At 72.8% G+C, this 20,899-nt stretch carries 18 protein-coding genes, 1 tRNA gene and 1 other RNA gene; 13 read left to right on the plus strand and 7 right to left on the minus strand.

What is annotated here, in order from left to right:
- Positions 1-79 precede the first annotated feature (79 nt).
- The 4 genes from smpB to A8711_RS04005 all read left to right on the plus strand — a co-directional run bounded on the left by smpB (position 80) and on the right by A8711_RS04005 (position 2,618).
- On the plus strand, positions 80-559 hold the full coding sequence (gene smpB / locus A8711_RS03990; RefSeq protein ID WP_030501421.1) for an SsrA-binding protein SmpB: 480 nt from the start codon (positions 80-82) through the stop codon (positions 557-559).
- Between the two features lie 103 nt (positions 560-662).
- Positions 663-1,038: a transfer-messenger RNA gene (gene ssrA, locus A8711_RS03995) on the plus strand.
- Positions 1,039-1,213: 175 nt separating this feature from the next.
- Positions 1,214-1,636, plus strand: a complete 423-nt coding sequence (locus tag A8711_RS04000) for a hypothetical protein (protein ID WP_043326371.1) — start codon at positions 1,214-1,216, stop codon at positions 1,634-1,636.
- A 37-nt stretch (positions 1,637-1,673) separates the two neighbouring features.
- Positions 1,674-2,618, plus strand: coding sequence for a hypothetical protein (locus A8711_RS04005; protein WP_069087471.1), 945 nt, complete (start codon positions 1,674-1,676; stop codon positions 2,616-2,618).
- Between the two features lie 3 nt (positions 2,619-2,621).
- Here A8711_RS04005 and mdlC read toward each other — a convergent pair whose 3' ends face one another.
- On the minus strand, positions 2,622-4,214 hold the full coding sequence (mdlC, locus tag A8711_RS04010; RefSeq protein WP_069087472.1) for a benzoylformate decarboxylase: 1,593 nt from the start codon (positions 4,212-4,214) through the stop codon (positions 2,622-2,624).
- A 109-nt stretch (positions 4,215-4,323) separates the two neighbouring features.
- Positions 4,324-5,124 (minus strand): S-methyl-5'-thioadenosine phosphorylase, encoded by an 801-nt coding sequence (locus tag A8711_RS04015; protein WP_064447741.1) that lies wholly within the window; start codon positions 5,122-5,124, stop codon positions 4,324-4,326.
- 148 nt (positions 5,125-5,272) lie between these two features.
- Between A8711_RS04015 and A8711_RS04020 the strand changes: the two genes are divergently transcribed.
- Positions 5,273-5,863 (plus strand): YqgE/AlgH family protein, encoded by a 591-nt coding sequence (locus tag A8711_RS04020; protein ID WP_069087487.1) that lies wholly within the window; start codon positions 5,273-5,275, stop codon positions 5,861-5,863.
- A 90-nt stretch (positions 5,864-5,953) separates the two neighbouring features.
- Positions 5,954-6,026: transfer RNA gene (locus tag A8711_RS04025), tRNA-Ala, on the plus strand.
- A gap of 438 nt (positions 6,027-6,464) precedes the next feature.
- Here the strand turns inward: A8711_RS04025 and A8711_RS04030 are convergent.
- Together A8711_RS04030 and A8711_RS04035 are read right to left on the minus strand one after the other, a co-directional pair.
- Positions 6,465-6,926 (minus strand): hypothetical protein, encoded by a 462-nt coding sequence (locus A8711_RS04030; protein ID WP_223201227.1) that lies wholly within the window; start codon positions 6,924-6,926, stop codon positions 6,465-6,467.
- 274 nt (positions 6,927-7,200) lie between these two features.
- Entirely contained in the window at positions 7,201-8,115 is a 915-nt protein-coding gene (locus tag A8711_RS04035; protein WP_043326361.1) for a DNA-processing protein DprA, read from the minus strand.
- A 426-nt stretch (positions 8,116-8,541) separates the two neighbouring features.
- On the opposite strand from A8711_RS04035, the gene A8711_RS04040 reads away from it, so the two are divergent.
- Complete coding sequence (locus A8711_RS04040; protein ID WP_064447769.1) at positions 8,542-9,021, plus strand: GNAT family N-acetyltransferase; 480 nt, start codon at positions 8,542-8,544, stop codon at positions 9,019-9,021.
- 4 nt (positions 9,022-9,025) lie between these two features.
- Here A8711_RS04040 and A8711_RS04045 read toward each other — a convergent pair whose 3' ends face one another.
- Complete coding sequence (locus A8711_RS04045; protein ID WP_069087488.1) at positions 9,026-9,514, minus strand: DUF1772 domain-containing protein; 489 nt, start codon at positions 9,512-9,514, stop codon at positions 9,026-9,028.
- A gap of 71 nt (positions 9,515-9,585) precedes the next feature.
- Between A8711_RS04045 and A8711_RS04050 the strand changes: the two genes are divergently transcribed.
- Complete coding sequence (locus A8711_RS04050; RefSeq protein ID WP_083296921.1) at positions 9,586-10,530, plus strand: AraC family transcriptional regulator; 945 nt, start codon at positions 9,586-9,588, stop codon at positions 10,528-10,530.
- Positions 10,527-10,868 (plus strand): VOC family protein, encoded by a 342-nt coding sequence (locus A8711_RS04055; protein WP_064447743.1) that lies wholly within the window; start codon positions 10,527-10,529, stop codon positions 10,866-10,868. Before A8711_RS04050 ends, A8711_RS04055 begins: the two co-directional genes overlap by 4 nt.
- A 35-nt stretch (positions 10,869-10,903) precedes the next feature.
- On the opposite strand, the gene A8711_RS04060 is transcribed toward A8711_RS04055, so the two are convergent.
- Entirely contained in the window at positions 10,904-13,336 is a 2,433-nt protein-coding gene (locus tag A8711_RS04060; protein ID WP_069087489.1) for a DUF4153 domain-containing protein, read from the minus strand.
- A gap of 155 nt (positions 13,337-13,491) precedes the next feature.
- Between A8711_RS04060 and A8711_RS04065 the strand changes: the two genes are divergently transcribed.
- Entirely contained in the window at positions 13,492-14,397 is a 906-nt protein-coding gene (locus A8711_RS04065; RefSeq protein ID WP_069087473.1) for a lytic polysaccharide monooxygenase, read from the plus strand.
- 1 nt (position 14,398) lies between these two features.
- On the opposite strand, the gene mgrA is transcribed toward A8711_RS04065, so the two are convergent.
- A complete protein-coding gene (mgrA, locus tag A8711_RS04070) occupies positions 14,399-15,388 on the minus strand; it encodes an L-glyceraldehyde 3-phosphate reductase (protein WP_069087474.1) in 990 nt (329 codons plus the stop codon).
- Positions 15,389-15,445: 57 nt separating this feature from the next.
- Between mgrA and A8711_RS04075 the strand changes: the two genes are divergently transcribed.
- From A8711_RS04075 to A8711_RS04085, 3 genes are read left to right on the plus strand one after another with little or no spacing between them, the layout of a single operon-like run.
- A complete protein-coding gene (locus A8711_RS04075; RefSeq protein ID WP_069087475.1) occupies positions 15,446-16,414 on the plus strand; it encodes an aldo/keto reductase in 969 nt (322 codons plus the stop codon).
- Between the two features lie 58 nt (positions 16,415-16,472).
- Complete coding sequence (locus A8711_RS04080) at positions 16,473-17,954, plus strand: magnesium chelatase (RefSeq protein ID WP_069087476.1); 1,482 nt, start codon at positions 16,473-16,475, stop codon at positions 17,952-17,954.
- Positions 17,955-17,956: 2 nt separating this feature from the next.
- Positions 17,957-19,912: a VWA domain-containing protein gene (locus tag A8711_RS04085; RefSeq protein ID WP_069087477.1), complete on the plus strand. Its 1,956-nt coding sequence runs from the start codon at positions 17,957-17,959 to the stop codon at positions 19,910-19,912.
- Positions 19,913-20,899 lie beyond the last annotated feature (987 nt).

The raw sequence follows: 20,899 nt of genomic DNA on the forward strand, positions 1-20,899 counted from the left end.
AGGGCCCTTGTGGTTCCGGTAGCATGATCTTCGCTCGCCGGCCGGTGGCCGGCGACGGACCGGGAGGGAGGTGGCGCCGATGCCACGGGAAAAGGGTCGCAAGGTGGTCGCCTCCAACAAGAAGGCGCGCCACGACTACGCCATCCTCGACACGTACGAGGCGGGCATGGCGCTGACCGGCACCGAGGTGAAGTCGCTGCGGGCCGGGCGGGCGTCGCTCGTCGACGCGTTCGCCCAGGAGCGTGACGGCGAGATCTACCTGCACGCCATGCACATCCCGGAGTACGCCCAGGGCACCTGGACCAACCACGAGCCCCGGCGTACCCGCAAGCTGCTGCTCAACCGGATCGAGATCGACCGGCTGCTGGGCAAGCTCAAGGAGAGCGGCCTGACGCTGGTGCCGTTGCAGGTCTACTTCTCCGACGGCTGGGCCAAGGTGGAGATCGGCCTGGCCCGGGGTAAGAAGTCGTACGACAAGCGCCAGGACCTGGCCAAACGGGACGCCGCCAAGGAGATCGCCCGGGCGGTCGGCCGGCGCGGCAAGGGCATGGCTGAGTGATACGTCCGGTTCGTCCGGCTGTCCGCGTCGGGCGGGCCTCGGGATGAATCCGGTTGCGCCAGGCGTTAGGCTTGGTGTGCTGCCGACAGGGGCAGCGCTTCGAGGGGGTGACTGGTTTCGACTTCGTACGCAGCGACAGGGGAAGCGAGCCGAGGAAGCCGACGTCGTCTCGAGAATCGGTCGTCGGAAACCAATAAGCGCCAAGAACAATCGCGCTGACTTCGCTCTCGCCGCCTGAGGCGAGTAGCAAGTCTGTCGGCCTGGGAGCGCCTTCGACCCAGTTAGCCGGCATCAGCTAGAAGGCTGGCCAATCGGACCCGGTCGCGGGGTCCGTGCGGCGAGATCAATCAGCGACTGGGCCCGTCACACCAACTTGCTCGCGTGAGCGGTGGGGCCGAGTAGAGGCACAGCGAGCTGCGCTCGGAGAAGCCCTGACAAACCGGCGAAGGACCCGGGTTCGATTCCCGGCACCTCCACTACACGGCCTGTGCGCCCCGGTCCACGAGGACCGGGGCGCACAGTCGTCTGAGGCCTCTGAGCCAGCCGGGGCAGATGGTGCCAATGCGGCAGATGAGGCGCGTCGCAGCGCTGGACAGCGCCGCGTACCGGGTCCACCATCGCCATACGGGTTCGCCCAGCAGCGGGAGGTGTCCCATGGTCACCAGTCCGATCCAGCAGCCGATCTCCGTGCTCCCCACCGCTCCCGGTGACCTGCGCGCCCTCGCCCGGGCCACCGGCGGTCCGCGCTGGCGGGAGCGCCTGCTCACCGACCTCGACCCGGTCCGGCGGGGCTTCACCGAACACGTCCGCGTCACCGAAGGGCCGGGAGGCCACTACGCCGACCTGGTGCGCGCCGCGCCGCGGCTGCACCGGGGCGTACGCCTGCTGGTCGCCGAGCACGCCGCGATCCTGGCGGCGCTGGCCGCGCTCCAGCACACGGTCCGGCTGCCCGGGGCGTCCGCCGCCCAGGTGCGGGCCCGCACCGTGGACCTGCTGCGCGCGCTCGACCGGCACCGGCGCCACGGTGCCGACCTGCTCTGGGAGGCGTACCAGGCCGACCTCGGCGGCGAGGACTGAGCCGGAACCGTTCCGGGCCGGCACCCGTCCAACCCGTATGCGTCGCGTGCTCGCCCTGCTCGGGATCTCGTTGCTGACCCTCTCCGCCTGCGCCACGCCCGGCGCCGTCCCCGTCCGGACGCCGCCCACCGGTCCGGACCAGCGGCCCGCGTTCACCGAGCGGGCCGAGGAAGTCGCCGCGGGCTGGCGTCCCGGGCCGGGCTGGCGCGACGGGTACGTGCCGCTCCAGGACGCCACTGTGCTCACCGGCGACCCGGGCTTCACCGACGAGACGAAGGTGGCGTTCGGAGCGGGCTGGTACCGGGACCAGATCCCGATCCCGGCCGCCGTGCCGAAGGACGGCACGATCCGGTTCCCCGACGGCACGCTGCGGGTGCCGTTGGTCAGCGCCGCCGACGCGTACGCCCAGCTCCGCCAGGGCGACCCGCCGCCCTGCGACGGGCGCCCCGCCGCGCCGGACCCGGCACCGACCGGACGGCCCGGCCCGAACGACCCGGTGTCGACCTCGGCGCCGACGCCGTGCGTCCCGCTCACCGTGACCGAGGTACGGCTGGGCAGCGCGCCGGTGTGGACCARCCGGGGCCGCGCCGACGTGCCCGCCTGGCTGTTCACCGTGGACGAGCTGGCCGTACCCGTGGCCCGGATAGCCGTCGCGCCGCGCGTGACCGGCCGGGCGCCCGGCGGCGCGGTGCCCACCCGGCCGCTCCCGGCCGGCCTGGTGTCCGCTCAGCAGTTGCGGGCGGTCGAGGGCAACCGGATCGACTACGTGCTCGGCGTCGGCGCCTGCGACGGCCCGCCCACCCCGCTCGTGCTGGAACGGCCGGACGTGGTGGTGATCGGCGGCGCCGTGATCGCCTCCACCGGCGTCTGCACCGCGCAGCTCGTGCTGAAGCCGGTCAGCGTCACGCTCGACGCGCCGCTCGGCGGCCGGGCCGTGCTGGACGCCGCCAGCGGCGCCCCGCTGATCGTCCAGCCCGGCTGAGTCTCAGAGGATCCGTGGCACGTCGGTGCTGATCGGCACCGRCAGCACCGTCGGCCGGTCCGCGGCCAACGCGGCGTCGAGCGCGGTGCCGAGCCCGTCCAGCGTGGTCACCTCACCGGCGCAGCCGTAGCCGTGCGCCACCGCCGTCACGTCCAGCCCGGGCAGATCCAGCGCCGGCACACCAGGGGTGTGCTTCAGCTCGGCGAACGCCTTCAGGATCGCGTACTGCTGGTTCACCGGAACCACGACGGCGAGCGGCAGGCGCAGCCGCGCCGCCGTCCACAACGCCTGGACCGAGTAGTGGAACGAGCCGTCGCCGACCACCGCGACCACCGGGCGGCCGCGCCCGGTGTCGCGTTCGGCGAGCGCCATGCCGACCGCCGCCGGCAGCCCGAAGCCGAGCCCGCCGCTGGCCATCGTCAGGTACGAGCGCGGCCGCTCGATCGGCAGCCGGCGGCGCAGCGCGGCCAGGTTGGACGGCGACTCCTGCACCAGCACCCCGTCCGCCGGCCACGCGGCGGCCAGCGCGGCGAACAACGCGTCGGCGCTGGGCGGGTCAGCCTGCTCCGGCGGGGCCGGCTGCGGGCGCGGTGACGGCGCGGGACGGTCGGTCGCCGGCAGCAGCTCGCACAGCGCGGCCATGGTCAGGCGGGCGTCGCCGAGCAGGCTGTCCCCGACCGGGGCGCGGGCCGCCTCGTCCGGGTCGTCTGTGACGTGCAGCAGCCGCGCGTCGCCGGGCAGGTAGTCGCCCGGCACGTGCGGGTAGTAGCGGAACACCGGCGCACCCACCACCAGCACCACGTCGTGGCCGCGCAACGCCTCCGACAGCGGCCCGATCGCGTACGGCAGCACGCCCCGGAAGTGCGGATGCCGCTCGGGGAACACGGCCCGCTCCGGGGCCGGGGCGGCCCAGACCGGGGCGGCCAGACGCTCGGCCAGCGCCACCGCGTCCGGCCAGGCGTCCGACCGGTCCACCGCCGCGCCGAGCACCAGCGCCGGGGCATGGGCGGCGGCCAGCGCGTCGACGAAGCTCCGCAGCCGGTCCGGGTCCGGCGCGATCCGGGTGGCGACGGTACGCACCTGCGGCGGCGGGTCGGCCGGGCGGTCCCAGTCGTCCATCGGCAGGGAGAGGAAGACCGGCCCGGCCGGTGGCTGCACCGCCGAGGCGTACGCCCGCATGAAGGCCGCCGGGATGTCCTGCGCGCGGGCCGGCTCGTGGGCCCACTTGACGTACGGCTGGGCCAGCTCGACCGCCCGGGGGCTGGCCAGGCGCGGCTCGATCAGCAGCATCTCGCGGGTCTGCTGGCCGGCGCTGACGATCAGCGGCGTCCGGTTGTGCCAGGCGGTGACCAGGTTGCCCATGCCGTTGCCGGTGCCCGGCGCGGTGTGCAGGTTGACGTGCGCGGGCCGGCCGGTGCTCTGGGCGTAGCCGTCGGCCATCGCGACCGCCGACGCCTCCTGCAGCGCGTGCACGTAGTGGAAGTCGGCCGGGAACTCCTGCAGGAACGGCTCCTCGGTCGAGCCCGGGTTGCCGAAGACCGTGGTCAGCCCGAGCGCGCGCAGCAGGTCGTAGGTCGCCTCCCGCACCGTCGCCATCGCCGGCTGCCTCCGTCCTCCCTGCGGATGCCGGAGACGGCCCGGTGCCCGGTCCCCCGACCAGCCGAATCTATCGGGCCGAGGCCGACTTTTCGGGCGCTTCCCGCGCTCAGGGCAGCGGGAACGGCAGCTTGATCCCGTCCAGCGCGTGCCCGCACCCGCACTCCCGCTCGGCGGGCAGCGCCGCCACGGCGTCCAGCAGCAGCCCGCGCAGCCGGTCGGTGTTCTCCGCGAAGACCCGGAACACCTCCTCGTGGGTGACCGACTCGCCCGCCTCGACGCCCGCGTCCAGGTCCGTGACCAGCGCGATCGACGTGTAGCAGAGGGCCAGCTCACGGGCCAGCACCGCCTCCGGGTGGCCGGTCATGTTGACGATCGTGCCGCCCATCGAGGCGAACCAGCGCGACTCCGCCCGGGTCGAGAAGCGCGGACCCTCGACCACCACGACGGTCCCGCCGTCCACCGCCGGCACGCCCCGCCCGGCCGCCGTGTCGAGCAGCGTGCGCCGTCCCACCGGGCAGTACGGATCGGCGAACGACACGTGCACCGCGCCCCGGTCGTAGTACGTCTGCACGCGCCCGCTGGTGCGGTCGATCAACTGGTCCGGCACCACGAACGTGCCCGGACCCAGCTCCGGCCGCAGGCCGCCCACCGCGCAGGGCGCCAGCACCTGGCGTACGCCCAGCGACCGCAGCGCCCACAGGTTCGCCCGGTAGGGGATCAGGTGCGGCGGGTAGCGGTGATCACGCCCGTGGCGGGGCAGGAACGCCACCCGGCGACCGCCCACCTCGGCGACGGTGATCGGGCCCGACGGCTCGCCGTACGGGGTGTCCACCACGTGCTCCACCCCGTCGAGCAGGGCGTAGAGACCCGACCCGCCGATCACCGCCAGTTCGGCCTGCGCCGCCATCCGACCCTCCCTCGATCCGTCGTGATCACCCGCCGTCAGACCTTAACCAGCGGGCCGGACGCAGGCTATGGTGCGTGACATGGCGTTGACAGGATGGACGGTCGACGGCCTCGGGCCCGTACGGGCGCACGGCTGACGGGTGTCGGACATGCAGAGTGAGGGGCAGGCGATCGGTGGCCGAGCCATGGAGTCGATGACCGGACGACTGCTGGTCGCGACACCAGGGCTCAAGGATCCGAACTTCGACCGTACGGTCGTGCTGCTCGTCGCCCACGAACCCGGCGGCGCCCTCGGGGTGGTGCTGAACCGCGCCACCGAGGTCTCGGTGGCCGACGTGCTCGGCGACTGGAGCGACCTGGCCCGCGACCCGGCCGTGCTGTTCGAGGGTGGCCCGGTGCAGCCCGACTCCGCCATCTGCCTGGCCCGGATGCGGCACCCCGTCCGGCCGATCAAGGGCTTCCACCGCGTCTCCGGCGCGGTCGGCACCATCGACCTCTCCGTCGACCCGGAGAAGCTGCGCGAGGCGGTCGGTGGGATCCGGGTGTTCGCCGGCTACTCCGGCTGGGGCGCCGGACAGGTCGAGCGCGAGATCGAGGAGGGCTCCTGGTTCGTGCTCGACGCGCTGCCCGGTGACGCCTTCGTCGACCGGCCGGATGATCTCTGGCCGATGGTGCTGCGCCGGCAGGGCGGCATGATGGCGGCGGTGGCCCACTTCCCGCCGGATGTGGCGCTGAACTGACCCCCTCGGTGGGGGACCCCCGCGAGATGACCATGCGGGGCGGCGTGTGTATAGTTCTTCCCGTGCCCGGGCGACCGGGGACGATCGCAAGGGGCCGTGGCGCAGCTGGTAGCGCACCACACTGGCAGTGTGGGGGTCAGGGGTTCGAGTCCCCTCGGCTCCACCCTTGAAGCAGGTCAGCGGCCTGGTCGAGTAATCGTCGACCGGGCCGCTGACTCGTTGGAACGTGATCACGCTTTCTCATGAGCCTTGCGTGCTGCATCCAGAAATCGAGCCTTGTCGGCTGCTGCCCACATGACCGGCGCACTGCGCCCTTCTTGTTCCCCCTTGCCGCTACCCGCAGGCCGGCAGTCTGGCAGTCGCCCAATGTCTGCGGTCGACGAGCGAACCATGCGTTCGTGGGGCGACGCACGGACGGTGTCTGCTGACGTCATCAGAGAAATCCTGCTCGGTCGGGCCGGGCAGCATGTAGATCCCCGAGGGCTCCGGCTGCGTGGCGCGCGCATCGCCGGGCGCCTCGACTCGAGTATGTGCACAGCGATGTGCGGCTTCATTTGATCATGACCGCCATAGGAGCATCGGGATGCCGAGGTGTTCTTGATCAGTCTTCAGCTGCGCACCTAGTGGTATCGAAGAACGGGCTGGCGATCGCGCTGAGCAATTGCCTGGCCGGTGCAAAGTTTGGATCCACGTGGCGGCCGAGGATGACGGCGGCAACGGTGGCGGCACCGGCGACCTTCAGTGCGTGCGCCAGGGACTGTGTTCGCGCCCCGGTCGTCCAGGTGTCCTCGAGGATCAGCGCATGAACGGGCGCAAGCGAAGTGGGGAGGGACGGCTTGAACCAGTCGGCGTGAAAGTCGTGATCCTCCGGACCGTAGCTCGGGTTGACCGTGCTGTTGATCCAGGGCAGCCGGAGCCGGTCGCCGACAAGGTCGGCAAGCGGATGTGCGCCAGTGCGGCTGCGGGTGCTCGGGACGGTGATGACGTGCGTTGGGGAGGCTCCCGTACTGGACGTTATACACGCGAGATGGTCATGCAGGAACAGCAGCAGGAGCGCAAGCAAGCTTCGCCGAGCCTGCTCGGACGGAGCTGTGCCCTTGTACGTCCGGAGGTTGTAGTGGTGTTGCCAGGTGCGTGGCGAGTAGGAGATCGGTAGTACGAGGTCCGCGAGAAGGCCCTGGGACCGAGCGACGTGGGACTGGCAGCGGAAGCAGAGCGAGTAGCCCTCGTTCCGTACTCCCCGGCACGTCGGGCAGATCCAGGGGTGTGCCGGTAACGGGTTGCGCAGGTAGCCGCGCTGGACCTCGACGTGCCGGCTGATGATGGTCCAGCGCTGGTCAGCGGAGGGCGAAGTCAGGGAAGTTCTCCAGGCCGGCGTCGGTGGGCTGGTAGCTGAGGATGTCGTCGACGGCTTCCAGCAGCTGCGCGGTGCCGTGGACGACGTAGACGCCCGGGTTCTCGGCGAACGTCTTGGCCCAGTCGCACCGCATGACCTGGCTCGTCAGCACGACGGGACGGCCGTGCTGGAGGGCGAGCCGGGCCTGGATCCGTGCTCCGCTGGTCTCACCCGCCTCGACAACGACCGTCGCGACTGCGTACCCGCTCATGACGGCGTTGCGCATGGGGAAGCTCTGCCTGCTCGGCGGGGCGTCCGGCCAGAACTGGGAGATGACGAGCCCGACCTCGGCAATGTGGTCCTGCAGGCGCTGGTTCGCGGAGGGGTAGTACCGGCGGATCCCGGTGCCGATGACCGCGACCGTTCGCCCACCTGCCTCCAGCGCAGCTGAGTGTGCGGCGGTGTCGATGCCGGCGGCCAGCCCGCTGACCACGGTCACCCCGCGGCCTGCCAGGGTGGTGGCGACGGCTCGGGCGATCCGCAGCCCTTCCTCGCTGGCCTTGCGACTGCCGACGACGGCCACTGCCTGGTCGTGAACCCGTAGATCACCTCGGCTGAACAGGAGCGGTGGCATCTCCCGGATGCCGCGCAGCTGTGCAGGGTAGGTGTCTTCGAAGAAGGCGTGGACGCCGACTCGATCAGCTTGCCAGCCGGTGATCTCGGCGACGGCAGCGCTGATCAGCTCGGTGGTTGAATTCCCGTCCGGAAAGAGCGTGTCGGAGTGGCCGACCGTACGGTCCAGGACTGCCCTGGCGCTGCCGTTTTCCTGGATGTCGAGAGCGATCTCCGACCAGCGCGCGCGAGGCCGGCGAAGTAGCGCGACCAGGGAGGCCCGCTCGATCGTCGCCGTGTCCATGGGCACGATCGTAGGCCCTGGGCTGCGTTCCTGGCTCAGCCATCCTGGCCTGTGTTGATGACGAGAACCCCCGGCGGACGTCATCGCTAGAACGTATGTTCGATTCTGGCTGGAATCAAGAGCGGACCGACACTGGGCGACCGATCCTGCTTCCCCTTGCTGTCCAGGTGAGCGAAGGCTGGGGTTCGGCGGCGGCGCAACACCGCCGCGCTCGATCGGACGGCACGCCTTCCTTGCCTGGCAAGAGCGCCGCCGTGTTGAACGACCGGCGGGAACAGCGCGGGCCGAACGGGAGCCGTCATCGGTAGATGCGCCGTACCGGCCGATGCCGTCATCGAGGACGGCCCGAAAGCAGGATCATCAGGTGGTGGCTCCGGGGGATGATCATGAGCGTCCGCCCGTGATCCGACCGTGAGGGAGAGCACCGTGAACGACGCCATCCGCATCCGCCAGGCCGGTCCGGACGACGCGGCCGTGGTGGACGCCCTGGTCCGGGAGATCGCGGCCCACGAGGGGGAGAGCGAGCACGTCGGCGCGACCCCCGACCGGTGGCGCGAGGTGCTCGGCCGCGCCGACGTGACGGTCCTGCTTGCCGAGCGGGACGGTGAGACGCTCGGCTACGTCTCCGCGCAGCGGCGGCTGCACATGTGGAGCGGTGAGGACATCCTCGCGCTCGACGATCTGTTCGTCCGCGCCGAGGCCCGCGACGGTGGCGTGGGCCGGCGGCTGATGACCGCGCTGGCCGAGCGGGCCGCCGCCGAGCGGCTGGTCATCCGCTGGGAGGTGAAGCCGGAGAACGAGGCGGCACAGCGGTTCTACCGGCGGCTCGGCGGGACGCTCTACCCGAAGGTGGTCGTCCGCTGGCTGCCGGAGAGCTACCTGCCGCTGATCGAGGACAAGGCGTAGCGGCTCAACCGGCCGCCCGGCCCGCGAGCACCAGCGCCCAGCACAGCGCGCCGAACCCCGCAGTGCTCGCCACCGCCCGGACCACGTTCCAGGTGACCCAGGCGGACTCGAAGCGCTCCCGTTCCGCTCCGAGATCGGCGGAACCGGCCGCCGCGAGCGCGTCGTTCAGCGGCACGTTCACCGCCACCGTGACGACGAACATCACCAGGTAGAGAGCAAGCCCGACGACGATCCACGGCAGCGCCGGCCGGACCGCCCCGCGCCACGCCAGCACCGCCGCGAGCGCGGCCAGCACCGGCGTACCCAGGAAGGCCAGCAGGAACCAGCCGTTGACGATGGTGACGTTGATGCGCTGCATCGCGTCCACGAACGTGCGGTCGTCCGCGCCGCGCAGCGCCGGCATCACCGCGTACGCGAACGCGGCGAACAGGCCCGCCATCAGCCCGGCCCCGACTGTGGCGCCGACCAGCGTCAGTTGTTGTACGAGTCGCATGTCCTCATCGAACCGCCGCGCGGTGAGACGGCCCATGGCCAGGACGCGCGATCCTGTGTTCAATCGTCTCCGTGGACGCCGTCTCCGGCCTGCTCGACGGTCCCCGGGCGCGGGGCGCCTTCCTGCTGCGCTCGATCCTCACCCCGCCCTGGTCGATGCTGATCCGGGACGAGGCGCCGCTCACGCTGGTCGCCGTGGTGCGGGGGGACGCCTGGATCGTCCCGGAGGAGGGGGAGGCCGCGCGGCTCGGCGACGGTGACGTGGCGATCGTGCGTGGCCCGGCCCCGTACACGGTGGCGGACGACCCGGCCACGGCGCCGCAGGTGGTAGTGCACCCGGGCCAGCGCTGCACCACGCCGGACGGGCGGGAGCTGTTCGCGATGACGCGGTGGGGCGTACGCACCTGGGGCAACGGACCGGACGGCCGGACCGTGCTGCTCACCGGCACGTACCCGGTGCGGGGCACTGTCGGGCGGCGGCTGCTCGACACGCTGCCGCCGCTGGCGGTGGTCCGCCGTGAGTCCTGGGACTCTCCGCTCGTGCCGTTGCTGGCCGACGAGATCGTCAAGGACGACCCCGGCCAGGATGCGGTGCTGGACCGCCTGCTGGACCTGCTGCTCATCGCCGCGCTGCGGGAGTGGTTCGCCCGGCCCGGTGCCGCCGCGCCGGGCTGGTACCGGGCGTACGCGGATCCGGTGGTCGGCCGCGCGCTGCGGATGCTGCACGACGACCCGGCCCGGCAGTGGACGGTGGCGTCGCTGGCCGCCGAGGTGGGGCTGTCGCGGGCGGCGCTGGCCCGGCGGTTCACCGCCCTGGTGGGCGAGCCGCCCATGTCGTACCTGACGGGCTGGCGGCTGGCGCTCGCGGCCGACCTGCTCCGCGAGCCCGGCGCCACTGTCGGCGCGGTGGCCCGCCGGGTCGGCTACGGCAGCTCGTTCGCGCTGAGCACCGCGTTCAAACGCCGGTACGGCACGAGCCCTCGTCGGCACGTCGACGGGGCTAGATTGACCGGATGACTGTCGACCTGTTCGCCGGCGTCCCGATCCACGACATCGCCGTGTCGACGGCCTGGTACGAGCGGCTGCTCGGCGCTCCGCCGCAGTTCCTGCCCAACGACCACGAGGCGGTGTGGGAGCTGGCCGAGCACCGCTACCTCTACATCGAGGTGCGGCCCGACCACGCCGGTCACGCCATGCAGACTGTCTTCGTCGAGGACTTCGACTCCCGTCTCGCGGCGATCGCCGCCCGAGGGTTGGAGCCGGCTGCGCAGGAGACCTACGACAACGGCGTCCGGAAGGCGATCTTCCACGACCCGGACGGCAACGAGATCGGCTTCGGCGGCGGCCCCGCCTGACCGGGCCGCGGCGATCCGCGGCCCGGTCGGCGACGTCAGCGTGGGCCGCGCGTCTTCGGCAGGTCGAACTGGTCCGCCCGGCGGCAGTCCTTCGGGCCGCCGACCGCCTGCGGGCCGACCTCCTCCAGTGCCTTACGGGCGCGCTGCCGACCGAGGTTCCAGGCGTACCAGGGGTCGGGCTCGGCGAGGTCGTCGGCGATCCAGCTCAGCGTGCACCGGCGTACCGGGTCGGGAAGCTTGGCCAGCGACGGCGTCGCGTCGGCGGACAGCGCCCGCAGATACCAGGCGTCGATCTTGCCGGTCTGCTCGTACCGCAGCGTGTTGCGGCGGGCGACGTAGTCCTCCGGGTTGAGCACCGCCAGGCCGAGCAGCATCGTCACGGCCAGCGCGACGGTGGCGCCGGGAATCCACCGGCCCTTGAACCGGACGCCGGCCAGGATGATCATCAGGAAGACCGTGCCGAGCAGCATCTCGAACGCCATCACGAAGATCCGCTCGCCGGTGAAGCTGTAGACCTTCTGGTACGTCCACATGCGGGACAACGCCGACGCCACGATCACCACGCTCAGCGCGCTGATCAGCCCGAGCAGCACACGCAGCAGGACGCGCTCGACCGGCCGCTCCCGGCGCGCCCAGCGGCCCACGCCGCCGAGCACCGCCACCGTCAGCAGCGTGACGAAGAGCAACTGCCAGAAGCCGCTGCGCGCGTACTCGGCGTAGCTGAGACCGGCGACCCGCTGCACGTGCTGCTGCCCGCCGAAGAGCACAGTGAACTGCACCACCACGAACCCGGCGAACAGCAGGACGAGCGCGCCGATGGCCGGGGCCCACTCCAGCAGGCCGATCCGCCGCTCGCCGGACCTGTCCACGGTGGACAAGTCGGGCGGCGCGGCGAGCGTGTAGACCGCGGCCACCGCGATCAGCCCGCCCACCACTGCCAGGAACACCCAGCTGAACACCGAACCCATGTCGGTCTCGGGAACGAGCGAGCCGAGCGCCTCGGAGAACGCCGCGTCGGCGGAGGCGAGCAGGCTGCCGAAGACCACGAGCACCACGACCGTGGCGACCACCGAGACAGTCACCTTGCTCACCGTCGCCGCCGACGCCGAGGCGGCGACGTGCCGGCGTACCCAGGGCAGGCCGCGTAGCGCCGCGAACGGCGTGGCGACCAGGCCGAACAGGATCGATCGCACCAACCGCCCGCCGACGATCGCGAGGGTGGCGCAGCCCAGCGCGCCGAGCACGCAGAACGTCACGAGCCACCAGGCGTTGCGGAACGCCGGCACGGCCATCAGCGCCAGCGCGGCCGCCGCCCACCCGGCCCGGATGAGCCGGTCGGCGCGCGGCAGGTCAGCGGTCTTCGACCGGATCGCCAGCACCACCGCGACAGTGAGCGTGAGCCACCCCAGGAACCAGCCGACGCCGACCCGGCCCAGCGGCACGAAGACCGCGCCGCCGACCGCGCCGGCCAGCACCGCGAGCGGCACGGCCCGGCCGGTCGCCGCCTTCGGGCCGGGCCACCGCGCGCCGAGGAACGAGGTCCGCGGCGTCGGCGGTCGCGGCGTCCAGACCGGCGCCTGCGGATGGCCGGTCCACCCCACACCAGGGTACGGCGGCGCGCCCACCGGCCGACCGGGAGGCTGCGGCATCCCCGGAGCGTGCGGTGTGACCGGCGCGGGCGACGCGCCGGGGATCAGCGCGGGCGACGCGCCGGGGATCGGCGGCGTGCTCGGGGTCCCGGGCCGGCCGGAAGCGTGCGGCGTGCCGGGCGCGCCGGAACCGGCCTGCGGGTGCGCACCCGGTGCGCCCGAACTGGCCAGTGTGCCGGAGCCGGCTTGCGGGTTCGGCGCATCCGACGGGGACGAACCCGGGGTGGCAGGCGAACCGGTGGCCGGAGCCGTCGTGCCGGCGCCCGAGGAGGACGGACCCGCCGATGCGGCGTCCTCGGCAGCCGAAGGGGTTCCGTCGGCTCGGGTGGCGGCAGGCCGGGCCGCCGGAGCGGTGTCCGGCGTGGCGGCGACGGGCTCCGCCGGACGGTCGGCCGGTGCGGTGGCGGGCTCCCCATGATCAGCCGCCCCCGTCGAACCGTCCCCGGCCGGGGACACGCCCGCGCCCGCGGAAGTCGGCGGCGTCTTGGCGACGTCGCCGGTGGTGGGGGAGAGGGCGGCATCCTCCACCGGGGAGCGTTCGACGGCCGGTGCTGTCGCCTGGGCAGGCACCGCGCTCGGCTGGCCGGCCGCCGGCACCAGCGGGACGAACAGCGCGTACCCCTGGGTGCCGGGCGGGACGGTGACCGGAATCGCCCAGCCGGGCTGCCCCTCCGCGCCGGGCCACGGCACCGGTGGGGGCGCGCCCTCCATGCTGGGCATCACCAGCAGATAGGGCTGGGAAGGTGGGACGTCGCCCGCGGGAGGCCCGTTCGCCGGGGCGGCGCGGGAGGGCTCGGGGGACGGTTCCGGCTCGGGCAAGGGACGCTCCTCGATCACAGGGTTTCGTCACTCTAGGTCCACCCACACGCGCCCCGCCGCCCCGTCTGTCCGTTCGGTCACGTCGGCCCGGCCGATCGGCGCGGATCGAACCTTTGACGTCTCGCGGCCGTACCAGTGCGCGGGAGGTCGATCACATGGCCGCACGCCGCGCGCTCGTCGCGCTCGCCGCCGTCGCCGTGACGGTGCCGCTCGCCGCCACGCCGGCCGGCGCGCACGGTGCGCCGACCAGCCCGCTGAGCCGGGCCGCCGCGTGCGGGCCGGAAGGTGGTGGCCGGGCGCGGACGCCCGCGTGCCGGGCCGCGATCGCCGCCGGAGCGGCGGTACGCGAGTGGGACAACATCCGGGTCGCCCGCGTCGACGGGCGGGACCGGGAACGCATTCCGGACGGGGAACTGTGCAGCGGCGGGCTGTCCGCGTACCGGGGGCTGGACCTGCCGCGCGCGGACTGGCCGGCCACCACGCTCACCGCCGGCGCCCGGCACACGTTCCGCTACCGCACCACCATCCCGCACCAGGGCACGTTCCGGTTCTACGTCACCACCGGCTCGTACTCGCCGCAGCGGCGGCTGACCTGGGCGGACCTGGAGAAGAAGCCGTTCCTTCAGGTCACCGACCCGCCGATCCGCTCCGGCGCGTACGAGATGCGGGGGCGGCTGCCGGCCGACCGGACCGGCCGGCACATCGTCTACGTCATCTGGCAGAACTCGGACACCCAGGACACCTACTACTCCTGTTCGGACGTGATCTTCCGGGCGGCACGCGGTGAGCCGGACGCGACACCGGCAGCGCCGGAGGCGAGCGCGTCGCCTCCGCGTACCCTCGCCGGGGCGGCGACCGACGACGAGCCGGCGGTGCCGGTGGCGACGGTGACCGACGGCGGACCGCTGTCCCGGCCGCTCGTGCTCGGCGCGGCGGCGCTCGTCGTCGCGCTGCTCGCCGCGGCGGTGGTCGGACGGCGGCTGAGCCGGGCCGGCGGCCCTCCGCCCGGGCGGCCGTGCGGTGTCCGCAACCACCGCGCCGGGCGGCGCCGCATCTGGTGAGTCAGCCGAGCAGGCCCTCGATCTCGGCCAGGTCGTCACCGGCGAGGTCGAGGTTGTCCAGCGCGGCCACGTTGCCCTCCAGTTGCGCCACGCTGCTCGCGCCGATGATGAGGCTGGTCATGCGCGGGTCGCGCAGCGCCCAGGCCAGGGCGAGCTGGGCCAGGGTCTGACCGCGCCGCTCGGCCACCGCGGCGAGCCCCCGGACCGTCGCCATCGTCTCCTCGTCGAGGTCGGCCTCGTTGAGGAAGACGCTCGTGCGTACCCGGGAGTCGGCCGGGATGCCGGTGAGGTAACGGTCGGTGAGCAGGCCCTGGGCGAGCGGGCTGTACGCGATGCAGCCGGCGCCGACGCCCTCCAGCGTGTCCAGCAGGCCGTCGCTCTCCGTCCAGCGGTTCATCATCGAGTACGACGGCTGGTTGATCAGCAGYGGCGTGCCCAGGTCGCGCAGGATCTCGGCGGCGCGCTCGGTCTGCTCCGAGTCGTAGTTGGAGATGCCCACGTAGAGCGCCTTGCCGGAGCGGACGATCGCGTCGAGCGCGCCCATCGTCTCCTCCAGCGGGGTCTCCGGGTCGAAGCGGTGCGAGTAGAAGATGTCGACGTAGTCCAGCCCGAGGCGGCGCAGCGACTGGTCCAGCGACGAGATCAGGTACTTGCGCGAGCCCCACTCGCCGTACGGGCCGGGCCACATCAGGTACCCGGCCTTGCTGGAGATCACCAGCTCGTCCCGGTACGGCTTCAGGTCGCCTGTGAGCAGCCGGCCGAAGTTCTCCTCCGCCGAACCGGGCGGCGGGCCGTAGTTGTTGGCCAGGTCGAAGTGGGTGATGCCGAGGTCGAAGGCGCGGCGGACGATGTCGCGCTGCCGCTCGAAGGGCCGGTCCGGTCCGAAGTTGTGCCACAGGCCGAGGGAGATGACGGGGAGCTTCAGCCCGCTCCGGCCGCTGCGCCGGTAGATCATCTCGTGGTAACGGTCGTCGCTGGCGAGGTATGTCACGAGGTCATTCTGTCCGCAGCGGAGTGCGGCCGCAGCGGCGCGGGTACGTTCGGCCACATGCGTTACGTGCAGCTCGACACCCCCAAGCCCATCTCCAAGATCGGCCTCGGCACCTGGCAGTTCGGCTCCAAGGAGTGGGGCTACGGCCCCGACTACGAGCGCCGCGCCGCCGAGATCGTCCGGCGGGCGCTCGACCTGGGCGTCACCCTGTTCGACACCGCCGAGCTGTACGGCTTCGGCCGCAGCGAGCGCATCCTCGGCTCGGCGCTGGGCGACGACCGGAGCAAGGTCGTCGTCGCCAGCAAGATCTTCCCGCTGCTGCCGGTCGCCCCCGTCGTGCAGCAACGCGCGGTCGCCTCCGCCGCCCGGCTCGGCGTCGACGGCATCGACCTCTACCAGGTGCACCAGGCCAACCCGGTGGTCGCCGACACCACCACCATGCGCGGCATGCGCTCGCTGCAGGACGTCGGACTGGTCGGCGAGGTCGGCGTCAGCAACTACGGCCTGCGCCGGTGGCGGTTCGCCGAGGCCGCGCTGGGCCGCCGGGTGCTGAGCAACCAGGTCCGCTACAGCATGATCGACCGCGGCCCCGAGGAAGACCTCATCCCGTACGCGGAGCAGGCCGGCCGGATCGTCATCGCGTACTCGCCGCTGGCGCAGGGTTTCCTCTCCGGCCGCTACGACGCCACGAACCCGCCCGCCGGGGCGGTACGCCGGGCCAACCCGTACTTCCTGCCGGAGAACCTGGAACGCGGCACCGCGCTGATCGCCACGCTGCGCGAGGTCGCGGACGCGCACGACGCCACGCCGAGCCAGATCGCGCTCGCGTATGTGCTGCGGCACCCGAACGTGGTGGCCATCCCCGGCGCGTCCGGGGTCGAGCAGATGGAACGCAACGCGGCCGCCGCCGAGATCGACCTGACCGACGACGAGTACGCCGCGCTGGTCGCCGCCGCGCGCGCGTTCCGCCCGGTCACCGGCCTGGCCGCGGTGCCCCGGATGGTCCGCGCCCGCCTCGGGAGGTGAGCGGCGCTCCGGCGGCGTCAGTGGCGACGGGCGCCGCCGGTCATCGGAGCGCGCTAGCGTGGATCGGGTGACCGCTCCCAACCAGGTTCCCCCGGTCCCGCCCGCCGAGCTGCCGAGCACGCTCGGCGCGTTGCGCGCGGCCGGCCACCAGTACCGCACGGTCAAGCAGGAACTCCGAGACAACCTCCTCGCCCGGATGGGCTCCGGCGAGGACCGCTTCCCCGGCATCGTGGGCTACGAGGACACGGTGCTGCCCGAGGTCGAGCGCGCGCTGCTCGCCGGGCACGACATGGTGCTGCTCGGCGAGCGCGGGCAGGGCAAGACCCGCCTGATCCGCTCGCTCGGCGCGCTGCTGGACGAGTGGACCCCGGTGATTCCCGGCTCGGTGCTCAACGAGCACCCGATGCACCCGATCACCCCCGCCTCCCGGGCACTGGTCGACTCGGCCGGCGACGACCTGCCGATCGGCTGGCTGCACCGCTCGATGCGGTACGGCGAGAAGCTCGCCACGCCGGACACCAGCGTCGGCGACCTGATCGGCGACGTCGACCCGATCCGCCTCGCCCAGGGGCGCACGCTCGGCGACCCGGAGACCATCCACTTCGGGCTCGTACCGCGTACCAACCGGGGCGTCTTCGCCGTCAACGAGCTGCCCGACCTGGCCGAACGCATCCAGGTGGCGCTGCTCAACGTGCTGGAGGAGCGCGACATCCAGGTCCGCGGCTACCAGCTGCGGCTGCCACTGGACCTGCTGCTGGTGGCCAGCGCCAACCCGGAGGACTACACCAACCGGGGCCGGATCATCACACCGCTCAAGGACCGGTTCGGCGCGGAGATCCGTACCCACTACCCACTCGACCTCGACCTGGAGCTGTCGCTGATCCGGCAGGAGGCCGACCTGGTCGCCGTCGTGCCGGAACACGTGCTGGAGGTGCTGGCCCGGTTCGCCCGCGACGTGCGGGAGTCCCCGTCGGTGGACCCGCGCTCCGGCGTGTCCGCCCGGTTCGCCATCGCCGCCGCGGAGACGGTGGCCGCCGCCGCGTTGCGTCGTTCCGGTCTGCTGGCCGGTGCCTCTGCTGCCTCGGGTGGCGGGGCCGGGTCGGCGTCCCGGCCGGAGGCGCCGGTGGCCCGGATCGGCGACACCGTGTCGGTCACCTCCACGCTGCGCGGCAAGGTCGAGTTCGAGAGCGGCGAGGAGGGACGCGAGATCGAGGTGCTCGCGCACCTGCTGCGTACCGCCACCGCCGAGACGTTCCGCGCCCGCCTGGCCGGGCTCGACCTGTCCGGCTTCACCGCGATCGTCGCCGAGGGCGGCGCCGTGGAGACCGGGGAACTGGTCTCCTCGGCCGAGCTGCTGCGCCAGGTCGGCACCGTACCGGGGCTGGCCAAGGTGCTCGACCGGCTCGGGCTCGGCGACGCGCCCAGCCCGGAGGAGGCCGCCGCCGGCATCGAGTTCGTGCTGGAAGGGCTGCACCTGACCCGCCGGCTCGGCAAGGACGTCACCGAATCGGGGCGCACCGTCTACGGGGACCGGGACTGACAATGGCCGGCGGCAACCGCTTCCGGTACGGGCAGTGGCGCGGCGGACCCGACCCGCTCGCCCCGCCGTACGACGTGCGCGCCGCGGTGGACGCGGTCGGCTCGGACGTGCTCGCCGGCGGCAGCCTGCGCGAGTCGCTGCGTGAGCTGCTGCGGCGCGGCCCGCAGGGGCGGGGCGGCCTGGACGACCTGGCCGCCCGCGCCCGACGCCTGCGGCGGGAGGCGTTGCGTCGGGGCGACCTGGACGGTGCCGTAACCCGGGCCCGCGCGCTGCTCGACCAGGCGCTCGCTGCCGAACGCGACGAGCTGCGCGGCCGTGACGGCGACGACGCCCGGTTCGCCGAGGCCGTGCTCGACAACCTGCCCCGCTCCACCGCCCGCGCGGTGTCGGAGCTTTCCGGGTACGACTGGGCCAGCGCCGAGGCCCGGCAGACCTACCAGCGCATCCTCGACGGGTTGCGTGGCGACGTGCTGGAGCAGCGCTTCGCCGGGCTGCGCGACGCGGCGCGGGCCGCCGCCGACCCGGCCGCCCAGCGGCAGCTCGCCGAGATGATGCGCGACCTCAACGACCTGCTCGCCCGGCACGCCCGCTCGGAGGACACCACCGACGCGTTCGCCGAGTTCATGGGGCGGCACGGGGAGTTCTTCCCGGAACGGCCCAGGAACGTCGACGAGCTGATCGACGTGCTGGCCCGGCGGGCGGCTGCAGGTGAGCGACTGATGCGGTCGCTGTCCGACCGGCAGCGCGAGGAACTGGCCGGACTGATGCGCCAGTCGCTCGGCGACCGGCTCGCCGGTGAGCTGTCCCAGCTCGACGCGCACCTGCGGTCGCTGCGGCCGGACCTGAACTGGCAGCGCGGCGAGCGCGTACGCGGCGACCAGCCGCTCGGCTACGGCGAGGCCACCGGCGCGCTCGACGAGATCGCCGAACTCGACGAGCTGCTGGACTCCCTCGACCAGGACCAGCCCGGCGCCACGCTCGACGACGTCGACGTGGAGGCGGTCGCCCGCACGCTGGGCCGCGACGCCGCCGACGACGTACGCCGGTTGCAGGAACTGGAACGCGAACTGCGCCGCCAGGGCTGGGTCACCCGCGACGCGGAAGGGCTGACGCTCAGCCCGAAGGCGCTGCGCCGGCTCGCGAGCACCGCGCTGCGGCGCGTCTTCTCCGACCTGACCGCCGGCCCGCGCGGCCAGCACGACCTGCGCACCGCGGGCGCGGCAGGCGAGGTGAGCGGGGCGTCCCGCCCCTGGGAGTACGGCGACGAGCAGCCGCTGGACGTGGTGCGCACACTCACTCGCGCGGTACGCCGGGCCGGCCCCGGAGTGCCGGTGCCGCTCGCCGTCGAGGACTTCGAGGTGGTGGAGACCGAACGGCGCGCGTCGGCGGCTGTCGTGCTCTGCGTCGACCTGTCGTACTCGATGATCTCGCAGGGCCGGTGGGGCCCGATGAAGCAGACCGCGCTGGCCTTGTCGCACCTGATGGCCACCCGGTTCCCGCAGGACGCGCTGCAGATCGTCGGCTTCGGCCGGGAGGCGATGCCGCTGACCCAGCAGGAGCTTGCGGCGGTGGAGCCGGACATGCAGCAGGGCACCAACCTCCAGCACGCGCTGCGGATCGCCGGCCGGCACCTGCGCCGCCACCCCGGTGCCGAGCCGGTGGTGCTCGTGGTCACCGACGGCGAGCCCACCGCGCACCTGGACCCGGGGGACGGCGAGGCGTACTTCCACTGGCCGCCGCTGCCGGAGACCATCTCGGCGACGATCCGGGAGGTGGACCGGCTGACCCGGTACGGCGCGACGCTCAACCTGTTCATGCTGGGCGACGATCCGGGGCTGCGCCGGTTCGTGGACGCGGTGGCGCGGCGCTCGGGTGGCCGGATGTTCACCCCCGACCTGGACGACCTGGGCGAGTACGTGGTGTCCGACTACCTACGAGCCCGCCACGGCCGCCGCTGACCCGCGCTCCCTCATCCTCCCGCTCCCCGTCCCCGCCTCCCCGCAGTTCTCCCATGTTCTCGTCGATCTTGGAGTTGTGGCGCCCAGGGTGCCCGGGTTCGCACTCTTCGCGAGGCACCACAACTCCAAGATCCCCGACCCCAGGCCCCCTGAGTGCGCGCGATCTTGCACTTTGGTACCCCGCAAACCGGGCAAATCGGGTGCTCGGAGGGCGCAAACTGCAAGATCGCGGGACCGGTCGCGGCCGCTCTCGCCCCCGTCCAGCGCACCGCACCGCCCTGCCCGCTCGCGTCGATCATGAACTTGGCGGCACCTGGTGTCCGTTATGTCGCCGCTAACCTCATGATCAACGCTGCGGTGGGTGCCCGGGGAGGCTTTTGTGGGGGTGATCAAGGGGTTTGTGTCCTTGTGGGTGCCGGAAAGGGCCGCAAACTCCTTGATCGCCGGGGTGCAGAGCGAGGTGTCCGGATGGGCTGGGCGAGTCTGGTCGGTGGTGTGCGGGTTGTCGGGTTCGGGGGTGGTGGGCGGCACTCTGGTGGCGGAATCGTGGGCGGGCCGGTGGCGTTGTAACCGGGTGAACGATCGAGCAGGGCCGCGCCCCCGGAGCGAGGGGGTGCGGGCTGTGGGAACAGTGCCGGTCGTTGAGTACGTGCGGCGGCGTGAGCCGCGGGGAATCATCCCGCTCGGCTGGTCGTTGAACACGGTTCCGACGACGTGAACCCCGCGCCGCCCCCCGACAGCGTGAGCTGGCCCGGGAATGATGCCGGGTCGACGGTCGTTGGACATGCTTCCGGCGCCGCGTAGAGGCCCACCAGCCCCCGCGAGCRGCCGAGATCCCCCTTGAGACTTTCTTGAGCGCCTGACGGTGCCCACGCACCCCCGGTCCCCCCCGGGGGGGTGTGTCGACCCCCGAATGGAGCCCCCATCATGAACACGATTCTGCGTAAGAGCGTTCTGGGTATTGCTGGTCTGGCTTTCACCGGTGGC

Source organism: Micromonospora sp. II (assembly GCF_001709195.1).
Classification (GTDB): domain Bacteria; phylum Actinomycetota; class Actinomycetes; order Mycobacteriales; family Micromonosporaceae; genus Micromonospora; species Micromonospora chalcea.

What these genes read in the sequence shown, in the direction of transcription:
- smpB (WP_030501421.1), top strand. Translation starts at nt 80, where the DNA reads ATGCCACGGGAAAAGGGTCGCAAGGTGGTCGCCTCCAACAAGAAGGCG.
- A8711_RS04055 (WP_064447743.1), top strand. Translation starts at nt 10,527, where the DNA reads ATGACTGTCGACCTGTTCGCCGGCGTCCCGATCCACGACATCGCCGTG.
- A8711_RS04000 (WP_043326371.1), top strand. Translation starts at nt 1,214, where the DNA reads ATGGTCACCAGTCCGATCCAGCAGCCGATCTCCGTGCTCCCCACCGCT.
- A8711_RS04075 (WP_069087475.1), top strand. Translation starts at nt 15,446, where the DNA reads ATGCGTTACGTGCAGCTCGACACCCCCAAGCCCATCTCCAAGATCGGC.
- A8711_RS04045 (WP_069087488.1), bottom strand. Translation starts at nt 9,514, where the DNA reads ATGCGACTCGTACAACAACTGACGCTGGTCGGCGCCACAGTCGGGGCC.
- A8711_RS04035 (WP_043326361.1), bottom strand. Translation starts at nt 8,115, where the DNA reads ATGGACACGGCGACGATCGAGCGGGCCTCCCTGGTCGCGCTACTTCGC.
- A8711_RS04065 (WP_069087473.1), top strand. Translation starts at nt 13,492, where the DNA reads ATGGCCGCACGCCGCGCGCTCGTCGCGCTCGCCGCCGTCGCCGTGACG.
- A8711_RS04085 (WP_069087477.1), top strand. Translation starts at nt 17,957, where the DNA reads ATGGCCGGCGGCAACCGCTTCCGGTACGGGCAGTGGCGCGGCGGACCC.
- A8711_RS04015 (WP_064447741.1), bottom strand. Translation starts at nt 5,124, where the DNA reads ATGGCGGCGCAGGCCGAACTGGCGGTGATCGGCGGGTCGGGTCTCTAC.
- A8711_RS04020 (WP_069087487.1), top strand. Translation starts at nt 5,273, where the DNA reads ATGCAGAGTGAGGGGCAGGCGATCGGTGGCCGAGCCATGGAGTCGATG.